Raw genomic sequence first — 14,151 nt, 5'->3', positions numbered from 1 at the left:
GGCCGCACACCCTTGCACCGGCACGCGCGTGGACCGATCGTCAAACACCGGCCCGATCGTTCCGCCCTGAACGGGCGACCGCCGCGAAGTGCCCTCTACGCCGCTTAACAAGTGCCGGGTGAGGGAGTACTTCCAGCATGAACCGCAAGACCATGGTGCTGACGGCCGCGATAGGCCTGCTCACCCCCGCGCTGTCGGCATGCGGCAGCGCGAGCGGAAACGGAGCAGGATCCGGAGCGATCGTCGTCGGCACCACCGACCGGTTCGAGGCAGCCGACTACGCCCCCGCCCCGTTCGACCCCGCCTACGCCTACGACGCCACGACGTGGAACATCCTGCGCCAGACCGTCCAGACCCTGATGCGCACCCCGCGCGGCGGCGGCCAGCCCGTCCCCGAAGCGGCCTCCGACTGCCGCTTCACCGACAACGACAACGAGAGCTACCGCTGCACCCTGCGGCCGGGCCTGAAGTTCGCCGACGGCGACCCGCTCACCGCCAAGGACGTCAAGTTCTCCATCGACCGGGTCCGCGCCATAAAGGACGAAAACGGCCCCTCCTCCCTCCTCTCCACCCTCGACACCGTCGAGGTCAAGGGAACCGACACCGTCGTCTTCCACCTGAAGACCCCCGACGCGACCTTCCCGTACAAGCTCGCCACCCCCGCGGCCGGCATCGTCAGCGAGAAGAACTACGACGCCAAGAAGCTCCGCACCGGCTTCGCCGTCGACGGCTCCGGCCCCTACACGATGAAGCCCGAGGTCAAGGACAACCACCTGGTCCGGGCCGTCTTCACCAAGAACCCGAACTACAAGGGCGACATCAAGCTGCAGAACGACAAGGTCGAACTGCGCACCTTCCCCGACTCGGCCGCGGCCACCAAGGCGCTCTCCGACGGCTCCATCAGCATGGTCTCCCGCACCCTCTCCCCGGCCCAGATCACCGAGCTCTCCGCCAAGGCACCCAAGGGCGTCAGGCTCGTCCCCATGCCGGGCCTGGAGATCCGCTACATCGGCTTCAACACCGACGCCCCGGCCGTCAAGGACAAGGCCGTGCGCCAGGCCCTCGCCGCCGCCGTCGACCGGGGCAACGTCATCTCCAAGGTCTACGGCAAGTCCGCGCAGCCCCTGTACTCACTGGTCCCCACCACGGTCACCGGCCACGTCAACTCCTTCTTCAACAAGTACGGCGAGGCCAACACCGCCAAGGCCGCCGACCTGCTGAAGGCCGCCGGGATCAAAACCCCCGTCAAGCTGACGCTGAACTACACCACCGACCACTACGGCGACGGCACCGCGGCCGAGTTCCAGGCCCTCAAGACCCAGCTGAACGCCACCCAGCTGTTCGACATCACCGTCCAGGGCAACGAGTGGGCCGACTTCCGCCCCGCCCAGAAGAAGGGCGACTACGCCGCCTACGGGCTCGGCTGGTTCCCCGACTACCCGGACGCCGACAACTTCCTCGCCCCGTTCCTGGAGCAGGACAACTTCCTGGGCACGCCGTACGCCAACAACACGGTGCGCACCAAGCTCATCCCCGAGTCCCGCAAGGCCGCCGACCGCAACGTCGCCGTCCCCGCGATCACGGAGATGCAGGACATCGTCGCCGACGACGTGCCCGTCCTGCCCCTGTGGCAGGGCAAGCAGTACGTCGCCGCCCGCGACGGGATCACCGGAGTGGAATGGTCGGTCAACGCCATCTCCGACCTCCAGCTGTGGGAACTCGGCCGGGGCGTCAGCGGCTGAGACCGGCAGCAACCGGCGGCGGACGTCGCAGGCCGGCGCAAGGATCAGACAAGAACTGTGAAGGACATCGCGTGAAGAGACGTAACCAGTGGCTGGTGGCCCCGCTCGGGGCGGCCACGGCCGCCGCGCTGCTCAGCGGCTGCGGTTCGCAGGACGGCTCGGCCGCCGGCGACGGCAAGGGCGTGGTCATGGGCATATCCGACAAGGTGAAGTCCACCGACCCGGCGTCCGGCTACGACCCGGGCTCCTGGCTGCTCTTCAACAACGTCTTCCAGTCGCTGCTGAGCTTCCCCAAGGGCGGCACCACGCCCGAGCCGGACGCCGCGCAGGCCTGCAACTTCGAGGGCGGCGACAGCAAGGTGTTCAAGTGCACCCTGCGCTCCGGCCTGAAGTTCAGCAACGGCCACAGCCTCACCTCGAAGGACGTCAAGTTCTCCTTCGAGCGCACGCTGAAGATCAACGACCCGAGCGGCCCGGCCGTCATGCTCTCCTCCATCGCGAGCATCGACACCCCAGACGACAAGACCGTCGTCTTCAAGCTGAAGACCCCCGACGCGACCTTCCCGAGCAAGATCGCCTCGGGCGCGGGCGCCATCGTCGACCACAGCGAGTACCCGGCCGACAAGCTCCGCACCGACAACAAGGCCATCGGCTCCGGCGTCTACAAGCTGGACTCCTTCAGCGAGAAGAGCGCCAACTTCTCCGTCAACGACTCCTACAGCGGCAAGGCCAAGGCCAAGAACACCGGCGTCACGCTGAAGTTCTTCAACGGCGACCAGGCCGGCCTCAAGACCGTCCTGGAGAGCGGCGACGTCGACTTCGCCTTCCGCGGCCTCGCCGCCAAGGACATCGCCGGCCTCGCCGCGACCAAGACCGGCGACAACAAGGTCGACGTCGTCCAGGGCACCGGCGCCGAAGTCCAGCACCTGGTCTTCAACGTCAACGACCCCGTCGCCGGCAAGCTCCCCGTCCGCAAGGCCATCGCCTACCTCGTCGACCGCGACGCCCTCGTCAAGGACGTCTACTCCGGCACCGCCGTCCCGCTCTACTCGATCGTCCCGGCCGGCATCGCCGGACACACCACCCCCTTCTTCGACCGCTACGGCGGCAGCCCCCAGCTCGAGAAGGCCAAGGCCGTCCTCAAGGCCGCCAACATCACCGGCAAGATCAAGCTGACGCTGTACTCCACGCCGACCCGCTACGGCCCCTCCACCGACCAGCAGTTCCAGGTCATCGCCAAGCAGCTCAACGACAGCGGCCTGTTCGACGCCGACGTGAAGTCCGTCGAGTTCGAGCAGTACGAAAAGGACATCAAGGCCGGCAAGTACGGCGTCTACGTCAAGGGCTGGGTCCCCGACTACCCCGACGCCGACAACTTCACCCAGCCGTTCTTCGGACCCGACAACGTCCTGATGAACAACTACGACAACAAGGAGATCAGCGGGACCATCATCCCCGCCACCTCCACCAAGTCCGACCGCACCGCGGCCAACCCGGACTACACCCGCCTCCAGGACATCGTCGCCGACGAGATCCCCATCCTCCCGCTCTGGCAGAGCAAGCAGTACGCCGTCGCCCGCCAGAACGTCACCGGCCTCCAGTGGTCCCTCGACGCCTCCACCGTCTTCCGCTTCTGGGAGATCAGCAAGGGCTGACCCGCCCCGGACACACCTCCGCCCCGGCACCCGCGAAGGGCGCCGGGGCGGAGGCGTCTCCCGGCCGCGCGACCCCGCGCCTACTGCGCGCCCGGCCGCACCAGACCACTCTCGTACGCGTACACCGCCGCCTGCACCCGGTCGCGCAGACCCAGCTTCGTCAGCACATGACCCACATGCGTCTTCACCGTCGTCTCACTCACGAACAGGTCCGCCGCGATCTCCGCGTTCGACAGCCCCCGCGCCACCAGCTTCAGCACCTCCACCTCGCGCTCGGTCAGCGTCCCCAGCACATCCGGGACCCTCTCCTCACCCGACGGCAGATGACCGGCGTACTTGTCCAGCAGCCGCCGCGTGATGCTCGGCGCCAGCATCGCCTCGCCCGCCGCCACCACCCGGATCGCCTGCACCAGCTCATCGGCCGGAGCGTCCTTCAGCAGGAACCCGCTCGCCCCCGCCCGCAACGCCTCCACCACGTACTCGTCCAGATCGAACGTCGTCAGCACCAGCACCTTCGCCGGCCCGTTCCGCTCCGGACCCGTGATCTGCCGCGTCGCCTCCACCCCGTCCATCCGCGGCATCCGGATGTCCATCAGCACCACGTCCGGCTGCAGCGCCCGCACCTGCTCCAGCGCCTGCAGACCGTCCCCGGCCTCACCCACCACCACCAGGTCCTGCTCCGCCTCCAGGATCATCCGGAAGCCGGTGCGCAGCAGAGGCTGGTCGTCGACCAGCAGGACGCGGATCGCCACGGAAGGTACCTCGTATTCGTCGGACGGCTTCAGCGCCGCCCATTCTGCCCTGACCCCGCGATCAGGAACCCGCCGGGCGCCCGGGCCCCGGCACGATCGCCAGCGGATACACCGGGGGAGTGCCCCCGAACTCCGGACACACCGCCTGGTGGTCGCACCAGCCGCACAGCTTCGTCGGCCGCGGCCGCCAGTCACCCGTCTCCGTCGCCTCCGAGATCGCCTCCCACAACGCGTGCAGCTTGCGCTCCACCCGCTCCAGATCCGCCACCACCGGGTCGTACGTCAGCACGTCACCACTGCCCAGGTACACCAGCTGCAACCGCCGCGGCACCACGCCCTTCAGCCGCCACACCACCAGCGCGTAGAACTTCATCTGGAACAACGCGCCCTCCGCGTACTCCGGCCGCGGAGCCTTGCCCGTCTTGTAGTCGACGATCCGCACCTCGCCCGTCGGCGCCACGTCCACCCGGTCGATGATCCCGCGCAGCCGCAGCCCCGACTCCAGCTCCGTCTCCACGAAGAACTCCCGCTCCACCGGCTCCAGCCGCGTCGGGTCCTCCAGCGTGAACCAGCGCTCCACCAGCGCCTCCGCCTCCGCCAGCCACCCCGCCAGCCCCGCGCCCCCGTCCCCCTCCGGGAACAGCCCCGCCAGCTCCGGCTTCGCCTCCAGCAACCGCTCCCACTGCCCCGGCAACAGCTCCTTCGCCCGCGGAACCGTCCGCTCCGCCGCCGGATGATCAAACAGCCGCTCCAGCACCGCATGCACCAGCGTCCCCCGCGTCGCCGCCGCACTCGGCTTCTCCGGCAGCCTGTCGATCACCCGGAACCGGTACAGCAACGGACACTGCATGAAGTCACCCGCCCGCGAAGGCGACAGCGAAGCGGGCCGGGCAGCACCCGGGGAAGCACCGTCGAAACCGGCGCCGGGGATCGTCGTCATGCCTAAAACCCTACGACCCGGCACCGACAGCACGCGCATACCATCGACTCCTGACCCATCGCCCTGCATGATCGGAGCATCACACCGCGCAACAGCACCCCGCGCACCACAGCACCCCACGCCACCCCACCCACGGCGTGGACCACACTGGAAGCAAACGCACCGAACGAAGGACAGCCGTGGCAGACACCGACGAAACCGGCGAGCGCCCCGCCAAGCGCTCCGACCCGGGCGGCGGCATCCTCATGGGCCGCCCCTTCGGCGTACCCGTCTACGTCTCGCCCAGCTGGTTCCTCGTCGCCGCCCTCATCACCTGGGTCTTCGGCGACCAGCTCGACCGGATCCTGCCCGACCTCGGCCCCGCCCGCTACCTCGTCTCCCTCTTCTTCGCCGTCGCCTTCTACGCCTCCGTCCTCGTCCACGAACTCGCCCACACCATCGCCGCACTCCGCTTCAAACTCCCCGTACGACGCATCCAGCTCCAGTTCTTCGGCGGCGTCTCCGAGATCGAGAAGGAATCCGAAACCCCCGGCCGCGAATTCGTCCTCGCCTTCGTCGGCCCCCTCCTCTCCCTCGCCCTCGCCGGGATCTTCTACCTCGGCATGAAAGCCGTCGACCCCGCCACCGTCCCCGGCGTCCTCCTCGCCGGCCTGATGGTCTCCAACCTCCTCGTCGCCGCCTTCAACCTCCTCCCCGGCCTCCCCCTCGACGGCGGCCGCATGCTCCGCGCCCTCATCTGGGGCATCACCGGCAAACCCATGACCGGCACCGTCGCCGCAGCCTGGGTCGGCCGCGCCCTCGCCGTCACCGTCCTCCTCGGCCTGCCCCTCGTCACCCAGACCGGCATCCTCGGCAACCCGCCCCAGGACATCGGCGGCATGGACACCGTCATGGACGCCCTCCTCGCCGCCATCCTCGCCGCGATCATCTGGACCGGCGCCGGCAACAGCCTGCGCATGGCCCGCCTGCGCGAACACCTCCCCGAACTGCGCGCCCGCACCCTCACCCGCCGCGCCGTCCCGGTCCAGGCCGCCACCCCCCTCTCCGAAGCACTCCGCCGCGCCAACGAAGCCGGAGCCCGCGCCCTCGTCGTCGTCGACGGCCAGGGCGACCCCACCGCCATCGTCCGCGAAACCGCCATCGCCTCCGTCCCCGAACACCGCCGCCCCTGGGTCGCCGTCAGCACCCTCGCCCAGGACCTCACCGACGGCATGAAGGTTTCCGCGGAACTCACCGGCGAAGAACTCCTCGACCACCTCCGCACCACCCCCGCCACCGAATACCTCGTCATCGAAACCGGCGGCGAGATCTACGGCGTCCTGTCCACCCTCGACGTCGAGAAGGCCTTCGTGAAGGCCATGGCGCGGCCCCAGTCCTGAAGCCAATACACTGGTCACATGTCCGAACCGACCGGTGCCGCCCGCCGACGCGGGCCCTTCGAGGTCGGGGACCAGGTACAGCTGACCGACCCCAAGGGCCGCCACTACACGTTCACGCTCGAAGCCGGGAAGAACTTCCACACCCACAAGGGTTCCTTCCCGCACGACGAGCTGATCGGCGCTCCCGAGGGCAGCGTTGTCCGCACCACCGGCAACGTCGCCTACCTCGCGCTGCGCCCCCTGCTCCCCGACTATGTCCTGTCCATGCCCCGCGGCGCCGCCGTGGTCTACCCCAAGGACGCGGGCCAGATCCTGGCCTTCGCCGACATCTTCCCCGGCGCCCGCGTCGTGGAAGCGGGAGTGGGCTCCGGCTCCCTGAGCAGCTTCCTGCTGCGCGCCATCGGCGACCAGGGCATGCTCCACAGCTACGAGCGCCGAGCGGACTTCGCCGAGATCGCCACCGCCAACGTCGAGCGCTACTTCGGCGGCCCCCACCCCGCGTGGAAGCTGACCGTCGGAGACCTCCAGGACAACCTGGACGAGACCGACGTCGACCGCGTGATCCTCGACATGCTCGCCCCCTGGGAATGCCTCGAGGCGGTCAAGAAGGCCCTCGTCCCTGGCGGCATCCTCTGCTGCTACGTGGCCACCACCACCCAGCTGTCCAAGACCGTCGAGTCCATCCGCGAAATCGGCTGCTTCGCCGAGCCGCAGCCCTGGGAATCGATGATCCGCAACTGGCACGTCGAAGGCCTCGCCGTCCGCCCGGACCACCGCATGATCGGCCACACCGGCTTCCTCGTCACCGCCCGCCGCCTCGCCGACGGCGTCGAGCCCCCCATGCGCCGCCGCCGCCCCGCCAAGGGCGCCTACGGCGAGGACTACGAAGGCCCCGGCAGCGACCGCTCCGCATAGCCCCACCCCGCCGCCCGCCCCGGGCGCGGACCCAACACGAAAGCGCTGTGGCGCAGTTCCCCGGAACACTTCCGGAACTGCGCCACAGCGCCTTTTCGTTGCCCGCACCGGCCGACGCGGACCCAGCCGTTCCACCGCGGTGTGAGGTGTGGCACGATGCTGGCTCACCGTCACCCGCCGTACAGGAGACACCCCGCGTGACGCACAGCCCCACCGACCCCGCCCCGTCGTTGGAAGACCTGTCGCCCGAACACCCCGCACACCACCGGGCCAAACCCGTCCACTGGCTCGCCACGGCCACCGCCATGGCCGCCGTCATAGCCGGCGCGGGCCTCCTCCAGCCCGACCGGGCCACCGGAGCCACCCCCGCCGCCGCCCCGCCCGCCGCCCCCGACGCACACGCGGTCACCTACCCCCTGGACTGCAAGGGCGCCGCACAGACCGTCACCGCCACCGCCGAAGGCGACCTCGACGGCGACGCCCGCCCCGAAACCGTCGCCGCCGTGCGCTGCGACGCCGGCTCCGGCACCCCGCCCCACGCCATCTACGTACTCGCCCAGGAAGCCGCACCCGGCGCCCGGCCCCGCGTGGTCGCCACCCTCCTCGACCCCGCCAAGCGCCGCACCGCCACCACCCTGACCGTCCGCGACCGGACCGTCACCGCGAGTCTGCTCGGCTACTCCTCGCCCTCCGTGCCCCGCTACAGCCCCGACCTCAAGCAGCTCGCCAAGTGGCGCTGGACCGGCGGAACATTCCGCCAGGAGCTTACGGACTCGACCGCCGGACGTGTTTGAACCGTCACTCCGCGTCCGGACCGTACACCTCGACCCTGTCCGAAACGCGCCTTACGTGAATACAGTCCCCCGGGCATTCCTTCGCCGAATCCACCACGTCCCGCAGCAGCGGCAACGGAACCGGAGTCGTCGCCCCCGGCTCCACCAGGAGCTCGTCCTCCGGGCTCTTCACATAGGCCAGACCGTCGATGTCCAGCTCGAACACCTCCGGGGCGTACTGGACGCAGATCCCGTCCCCGGTGCAGAGGTCCTGGTCGATCCAGACCTCGAGGGGCTCTCCGGCACCACCGGAACCACCCGCCGGGACCTCCTGCTGCACGGTCATATCTCCTGCCGTTCCCTGCTCTGATCGAACCGTTCCGGAAGCGGCTCTCGGCAAGTCGCGCGGGCCCGGACGGGTGTTGAACACTTCGACCTTACAACCGGCTGCTTTCCGATGTTGAAGGGTGGGTATTTCCCTGGCGTGAGGGAGTACGCAAGGGTGAAGATCGGACACACCCCTACCGTCTTTGTGATCTAGGGGTTTCAATCACCACCAGCCCAGGTAGGGTCAGGAAGCGTCCAGCTCCCCTTGGAGGAGGTGAGGACCGTGGCAGCCCACGACGACGACATCAACCGCGGCATCCGGCCCGGGCGAGGGTCTGAGGACCCCGCTGGCCAGGTTGCCTATCTCGAGCAGGAAATCGCCGTCCTGCGCCGCAAGCTCGCCGACTCTCCGCGTCACACGAGGATTCTCGAAGAGCGGATCGTCGAGCTCCAGACGAATCTGGCAGGCGTATCCGCGCAGAACGAACGACTGGCGAACACCCTCCGTGAGGCCCGCGACCAGATCGTGGCCCTCAAGGAGGAAGTCGACCGGCTCGCACAGCCGCCGGCCGGCTTCGGCGTCTTCCTTCAGGCCAACGAGGACGGCACCGTCGACATCTTCACCGGCGGCCGCAAGCTCCGCGTGAACGTCAGCCCCAGCGTCGACCCGGAAGACCTCCGGCGCGGCCAGGAGGTCATGCTCAACGAAGCGCTCAACGTGGTCGAGGCCATGGAGTTCGAGCGCGCCGGGGACATCGTCACCCTCAAGGAGATCCTCGAGGACGGCGAGCGCGCCCTGGTGGTCGGGCACACCGACGAGGAGAGGGTGGTGAGGCTCGCCGAGCCGCTCCTGGACATCACCATCCGCCCCGGCGACGCCCTGCTGCTCGAACCCCGCTCCGGCTACGTCTACGAGGTGGTCCCCAAGAGCGAGGTCGAGGACCTCGTCCTCGAAGAGGTCCCGGACATCGACTACGACAAGATCGGCGGCCTGGGCGACCAGATCGAGCTGATCCGCGACGCGGTCGAGCTCCCCTACCTCTACCCCGACCTCTTCAAGGAGCACGAACTGCGGCCCCCGAAGGGCATCCTGCTCTACGGCCCGCCCGGCTGCGGCAAGACGCTCATCGCCAAGGCCGTCGCCAACTCCCTTGCCAAGAAGGTCGCCGAGGTGACCGGGCAGGCCGCCGGCAAGTCGTACTTCCTGAACATCAAGGGCCCCGAGCTCCTCAACAAGTACGTCGGCGAGACCGAGCGGCACATCCGCCTCGTCTTCCAGCGCGCGCGTGAGAAGGCCAGCGAGGGCACCCCCGTCATCGTCTTCTTCGACGAGATGGAATCCCTCTTCCGCACCCGCGGATCCGGTGTCAGCTCGGACGTGGAGAACACCATCGTCCCGCAGCTGCTCGCCGAGATCGACGGCGTGGAGGGCCTGGAGAACGTCATCGTCATCGGCGCCTCCAACCGCGAGGACATGATCGACCCGGCGATCCTGCGGCCCGGCCGCCTCGACGTGAAGATCAAGATCGAGCGCCCGGACGCCGAGGCCGCGAAGGACATCTTCGCGAAGTACCTCAAGGCCTCGCTGCCGCTGCACACGGACGACCTCAACGAGCACTCCGGCTCGCCCGAGGTGGCCGTCCACAGCATGATCCAGACCGTCGTCGAACAGATGTACGCAGAAACCGAGGAAAACCGCTTCCTCGAGGTCACGTACGCCAATGGCGACAAGGAAGTCCTCTACTTCAAGGACTTCAACTCCGGAGCGATGATCCAGAACATCGTCGACCGGGCCAAGAAGATGGCCATCAAGGCCTTCCTCGAACACAACCAGAAGGGCCTCCGCGTCTCCCACCTCCTCCAGGCCTGCGTGGACGAGTTCAAGGAGAACGAGGACCTGCCCAACACCACCAACCCGGACGACTGGGCCCGCATCTCCGGAAAGAAGGGCGAGCGGATCGTATTCATCCGCACCCTCGTCACCGGAAAGCAGGGCGCGGACACCGGACGCTCCATCGACACGGTGGCGAATACCGGTCAGTACCTCTGACGGTGCGAGGCGGCTGCGGGTGCCTCACACGGCACCCGCAGCCGCCTGCTTTACCGCCCGCCTTTTCCGGCCGTGACAAGGCGAAGTCAATGACTGAAATGATCTCCCCACCAGCGCGGAGTGGTTCTAGGCTCTTCCGTACCGCCGGTCGCGCAGTGCGGGACGGGCACCGCACATGACGCACCGGAGCACCAGCGGTACTTGAGCGCCGCCCCCGAACGGGAGCGCCGCCGGGCAAGGAGGGCCGCATGACCGTACGGCGAGTAATGGGGATCGAGACGGAGTACGGAATCTCCGTCCCCGGGCACCCGAACGCCAATGCCATGCTCACCTCGTCCCAGATCGTCAACGCCTACGCGGCGGCGATGCACCGGGCGCGACGCGCCCGCTGGGACTTCGAGGAGGAGAATCCGCTGCGGGACGCCCGAGGCTTCGACCTCGCCCGCGAGGCCGCCGACAGCAGCCAGCTCACCGACGAGGACATCGGCCTCGCCAACGTCATCCTCACCAACGGCGCACGGCTCTACGTCGACCACGCGCACCCCGAATACAGCTCGCCCGAGATCACCAACCCCCTCGACGCCGTGCTCTGGGACAAGGCCGGCGAACGGATCATGGCCGAGGCCGCCGAGCGGGCCGCCCAGCTCCCCGGCGCCCAGCCGATCCACCTCTACAAGAACAACACCGACAACAAGGGCGCCTCCTACGGCACGCACGAGAACTACCTGATGAAGCGGGAGACCCCCTTCTCGGACATCGTGCGCCACCTGACGCCCTTCTTCGTCTCCCGCCAGGTCGTCACCGGCGCCGGCCGCGTCGGCATCGGCCAGGACGGGCGCGAGCACGGCTTCCAGATCAGCCAGCGCGCGGACTACTTCGAGGTCGAGGTCGGACTGGAGACCACCCTCAAGCGCCCCATCATCAACACCCGCGACGAACCCCACTCCGACGCGGAGAAGTACCGCCGGCTGCACGTGATCATCGGGGACGCGAACCTCTCCGAGATCTCCACCTACCTCAAGCTGGGCACGACCGCGCTGGTCCTGTCCATGATCGAGGACGGGTTCATCAGCGTCGACCTCGCCGTGGACCAGCCGGTGCGCACCCTGCACCAGGTCTCCCACGACCCGGACCTCCAGCACCTGATCACGCTCCGCAGCGGGCGCACGCTGACCGCCGTACAGCTTCAGATGGAGTACTTCGAGCTGGCCAGGAAGTACGTGGACGAGCGGTTCGGCACGGACGCCGACGAGCAGACCAAGGACGTCCTGAGCCGCTGGGAGGACGTACTGGGCCGGCTGGAGACCGATCCGATGAGCCTGGCCGGAGAGCTGGACTGGATCGCCAAGCGGGAGATCCTGGAGGGCTACCGCAGGCGCGACGGACTCGGCTGGGACGCGGCGCGGCTGCACCTGGTGGACCTCCAGTACTCGGACGTGCGGCCCGAGAAGGGGCTGTACAACCGTCTGGCGGCCCGAGGGAAGATGAAGCGGCTCCTGGAGGAGCCGGCCGTCGAGCGGGCCGAGAGCAAGCCCCCGGAGGACACCCGGGCGTACTTCCGCGGGCGCTGCCTGGAGCAGTACGCGGACGACGTGGCGGCGGCCTCCTGGGACTCGGTGATCTTCGACCTCCCGGGCCGCGACTCCCTCCAGCGGGTCCCGACCCTGGAGCCCCTGAGGGGGACCCGCAAGCACGTCAAGGAGCTCCTGGACCGCTGCCGCACGGCGGAGGACCTGGTGCGGGTGCTTTCGGGGCAGTGAGCGGGCCTGAAGGGGCCTGAAAGGGCCGCCATCCGGGAATCATGAGAATGACCGGACGTTGTGAAAGTACGGGGACGAATGTCGGACCCTCCTTGTAGGGTCCGACGTAGGGTCTGATCTTGAGAGGTCCCGAATCCCGGGGTCTCTCCGTGTGAGCGCGCGAACCGAGCGGGGTGAGGTAGACATGGCGACCAAGGACACCGGCGGCGGACAGCAGAAGGCCACTCGCTCGACCGAAGAGGTCGAGGAGCAGGCCGCGGAAGCGCAGTCCGACCTCAAGGAACGACAGGAAAAGCTCTCCGACGACGTCGACTCGGTCCTGGATGAGATCGATGATGTCTTGGAGGAGAACGCCGAGGATTTCGTGAGGTCGTTCGTCCAAAAGGGTGGCGAGTAGGGGTAGCTGAGGCCATTTGACCTTCAGATTGAAGGTTGGGGGGAGTGGTGGCCGAAGTGGCCCCCGAGGGTCTGAAGCGCTGCTCGCGTTGTAAACGCGTTCAGCCACGCGAGGCTTTCGCGAGCAACCGTTCGATGCGGGACGGTCTTCAGGCGTATTGCCGAGAGTGCCAAGCCGAGCACTACAAGCAGCGCCAGGAAGCGAAGGGGCGGACGGTGCGGGTGAAGATACCCGTGCCGTCCGGCCACAAGAGATGTCCCCAGTGCGGGGAAATCAAGCCGCACTCGGACTGGGAGCGCAACAAGACCAGTTCGGATGGCTGGGCCAGCTACTGCCGGGAGTGCCGAGCTCAACGGAACCGGGCCTCGTACTTCAAGCGCCAGTACGGCATCACCGAAGCGGAGCGTGATGACATGATCGCGGCGCAAGGCGGGGTGTGCCTCCTTTGCCGGGAGGCTCCCGCGGAGCACGTTGATCACGATCATCAGACGGGTAAGGTCCGAGGCGTACTGTGCTTCAGCTGCAACGCAGCCCTGGGGCAGTTCAAGGATCGGCCGGACGTCATAAGGCGTGCAGCCGCTTATGTGGAAGGAAACCTGTGGAACCCAACACTCGTGGCACAGGGCGTCTACCGGCAGCCTTCCTGACGCCGGGGTCGTCGTCCTTCATGGACTTCCTGGGCGCGCACGCGCCCGAGATGCTGCCGGGGAACCGGAAGCTTCCCGAGGGGGTCGTCGAGGCCCCGCACGGGACGACCATCGTCGCCGCCACCTTCCCCGGCGGGGTCGTCCTCGCCGGTGACCGGCGGGCGACCATGGGGAACATGATCGCGCAGCGGGACATCGAGAAGGTGTTCCCGGCGGACGAGTACTCCGCGGTGGGCATCGCCGGTACGGCCGGCCTCGCCGTGGAGATGGTCAAGCTGTTCCAGCTGGAGCTGGAGCACTTCGAGAAGGTCGAAGGGGCGACGCTGTCGCTCGAGGGCAAGGCGAACCGGCTCTCGACCATGATCCGGAGCAATCTGGGCATGGCCATGCAGGGGCTGGCGGTCGTGCCGCTGTTCGCGGGGTACGACGAGGCCAAGGAGAAGGGCCGGATCTTCTCCTACGACGTGACCGGCGGCCGCTCCGAGGAGCACGGTTACGCCGCCACCGGCTCGGGTTCCATCTTCGCCCGGGGCTCCATGAAGAAGCTCTACCGTCCCGATCTGACGGAGGAGCAGGCCACCACGCTGGTCGTGCAGGCGCTGTACGACGCCGCCGACGACGACTCGGCGACCGGCGGTCCGGACCTGTACCGCCACATCTACCCCATCGTCACCGTCATCACCGACGAGGGTTTCCGCAGGCTGGACGAGGACGAGTCGCAGGCGCTCGCCCGCAAGGTGACGGACCGCCGGCTCGAGCAGCCCGACGGCCCGCGCGCCGCCCTGCTCTGACCAGTCCTCTCGTCGCCCAGAAG

Annotated in this window: 13 protein-coding genes; 10 read left to right on the top strand and 3 right to left on the bottom strand. The window is 68.3% G+C overall.

Annotation, left to right across the window (positions count from 1 at the left end; genetic code table 11):
* Window positions 1-137: 137 nt before the first annotated feature.
* Window positions 138-1,742, top strand: a complete 1,605-nt coding sequence (locus tag B4U46_RS07875) for an ABC transporter substrate-binding protein (RefSeq protein WP_079425292.1) — start codon at window positions 138-140, stop codon at window positions 1,740-1,742.
* A gap of 71 nt (window positions 1,743-1,813) precedes the next feature.
* Window positions 1,814-3,397, top strand: a complete 1,584-nt coding sequence (locus B4U46_RS07870; RefSeq protein ID WP_079425290.1) for an ABC transporter substrate-binding protein — start codon at window positions 1,814-1,816, stop codon at window positions 3,395-3,397.
* Between the two features lie 80 nt (window positions 3,398-3,477).
* Here B4U46_RS07870 and B4U46_RS07865 read toward each other — a convergent pair whose 3' ends face one another.
* Together B4U46_RS07865 and B4U46_RS07860 are read right to left on the bottom strand one after the other, a co-directional pair.
* A complete protein-coding gene (locus B4U46_RS07865) occupies window positions 3,478-4,149 on the bottom strand; it encodes a response regulator (RefSeq protein ID WP_079425288.1) in 672 nt (223 codons plus the stop codon).
* A gap of 61 nt (window positions 4,150-4,210) precedes the next feature.
* Window positions 4,211-5,089 (bottom strand): RecB family exonuclease, encoded by an 879-nt coding sequence (locus B4U46_RS07860; RefSeq protein ID WP_079431617.1) that lies wholly within the window; start codon window positions 5,087-5,089, stop codon window positions 4,211-4,213.
* 245 nt (window positions 5,090-5,334) lie between these two features.
* On the opposite strand from B4U46_RS07860, the gene B4U46_RS07855 reads away from it, so the two are divergent.
* From B4U46_RS07855 to B4U46_RS07845, 3 genes are all read left to right on the top strand, one after another.
* Window positions 5,335-6,468 carry a site-2 protease family protein gene (locus B4U46_RS07855; RefSeq protein ID WP_100865183.1) on the top strand — a complete coding sequence of 378 codons (1,134 nt, stop codon included), beginning with the start codon at window positions 5,335-5,337 and terminating at the stop codon, window positions 6,466-6,468.
* Window positions 6,469-6,486: 18 nt separating this feature from the next.
* Entirely contained in the window at window positions 6,487-7,383 is an 897-nt protein-coding gene (locus B4U46_RS07850; RefSeq protein WP_042814566.1) for a tRNA (adenine-N1)-methyltransferase, read from the top strand.
* 305 nt (window positions 7,384-7,688) lie between these two features.
* A complete protein-coding gene (locus B4U46_RS07845; protein ID WP_237293292.1) occupies window positions 7,689-8,177 on the top strand; it encodes a hypothetical protein in 489 nt (162 codons plus the stop codon).
* 4 nt (window positions 8,178-8,181) lie between these two features.
* Here B4U46_RS07845 and B4U46_RS07840 read toward each other — a convergent pair whose 3' ends face one another.
* Window positions 8,182-8,502 (bottom strand): ferredoxin, encoded by a 321-nt coding sequence (locus B4U46_RS07840; protein ID WP_079425284.1) that lies wholly within the window; start codon window positions 8,500-8,502, stop codon window positions 8,182-8,184.
* Window positions 8,503-8,766: 264 nt separating this feature from the next.
* Between B4U46_RS07840 and arc the strand changes: the two genes are divergently transcribed.
* The 5 genes from arc to prcB all read left to right on the top strand — a co-directional run bounded on the left by arc (window position 8,767) and on the right by prcB (window position 14,128).
* Window positions 8,767-10,533: a proteasome ATPase gene (gene arc, locus B4U46_RS07835; protein ID WP_079425282.1), complete on the top strand. Its 1,767-nt coding sequence runs from the start codon at window positions 8,767-8,769 to the stop codon at window positions 10,531-10,533.
* A 248-nt stretch (window positions 10,534-10,781) separates the two neighbouring features.
* Window positions 10,782-12,293, top strand: a complete 1,512-nt coding sequence (dop, locus tag B4U46_RS07830; RefSeq protein WP_079425280.1) for a depupylase/deamidase Dop — start codon at window positions 10,782-10,784, stop codon at window positions 12,291-12,293.
* 184 nt (window positions 12,294-12,477) lie between these two features.
* The gene (locus tag B4U46_RS07825) at window positions 12,478-12,690 is read left to right on the top strand and encodes a ubiquitin-like protein Pup (protein WP_045947082.1); all 213 of its coding nucleotides are present in this window, start codon (window positions 12,478-12,480) and stop codon (window positions 12,688-12,690) included.
* Between the two features lie 47 nt (window positions 12,691-12,737).
* Window positions 12,738-13,337: an endonuclease VII domain-containing protein gene (locus tag B4U46_RS07820; RefSeq protein ID WP_398898313.1), complete on the top strand. Its 600-nt coding sequence runs from the start codon at window positions 12,738-12,740 to the stop codon at window positions 13,335-13,337.
* Window positions 13,289-14,128, top strand: a complete 840-nt coding sequence (gene prcB, locus B4U46_RS07815) for a proteasome subunit beta (protein WP_079425278.1) — start codon at window positions 13,289-13,291, stop codon at window positions 14,126-14,128. The genes B4U46_RS07820 and prcB overlap by 49 nt, the downstream gene beginning before the upstream one ends.
* The last annotated feature ends 23 nt before the right edge of the window (window positions 14,129-14,151 follow it).

Source organism: Streptomyces katrae (genome assembly GCF_002028425.1).
Lineage (GTDB): Bacteria > Actinomycetota > Actinomycetes > Streptomycetales > Streptomycetaceae > Streptomyces > Streptomyces katrae_A.
Note: the sequence above shows the minus strand (reverse complement) of the source record. Positions and strands in the feature narration are given on the sequence as shown.

Excerpts from the sequence above, each read along its gene's own strand:
- B4U46_RS07875 (WP_079425292.1), top strand. The coding sequence starts at position 138 with ATGAACCGCAAGACCATGGTGCTGACGGCCGCGATAGGCCTGCTCACC.
- B4U46_RS07860 (WP_079431617.1), bottom strand. The coding sequence starts at position 5,089 with ATGACGACGATCCCCGGCGCCGGTTTCGACGGTGCTTCCCCGGGTGCT.
- dop (WP_079425280.1), top strand. The coding sequence starts at position 10,782 with ATGACCGTACGGCGAGTAATGGGGATCGAGACGGAGTACGGAATCTCC.
- B4U46_RS07825 (WP_045947082.1), top strand. The coding sequence starts at position 12,478 with ATGGCGACCAAGGACACCGGCGGCGGACAGCAGAAGGCCACTCGCTCG.
- B4U46_RS07840 (WP_079425284.1), bottom strand. The coding sequence starts at position 8,502 with ATGACCGTGCAGCAGGAGGTCCCGGCGGGTGGTTCCGGTGGTGCCGGA.
- B4U46_RS07845 (WP_237293292.1), top strand. The coding sequence starts at position 7,689 with ATGGCCGCCGTCATAGCCGGCGCGGGCCTCCTCCAGCCCGACCGGGCC.
- B4U46_RS07850 (WP_042814566.1), top strand. The coding sequence starts at position 6,487 with ATGTCCGAACCGACCGGTGCCGCCCGCCGACGCGGGCCCTTCGAGGTC.
- B4U46_RS07855 (WP_100865183.1), top strand. The coding sequence starts at position 5,335 with ATGGGCCGCCCCTTCGGCGTACCCGTCTACGTCTCGCCCAGCTGGTTC.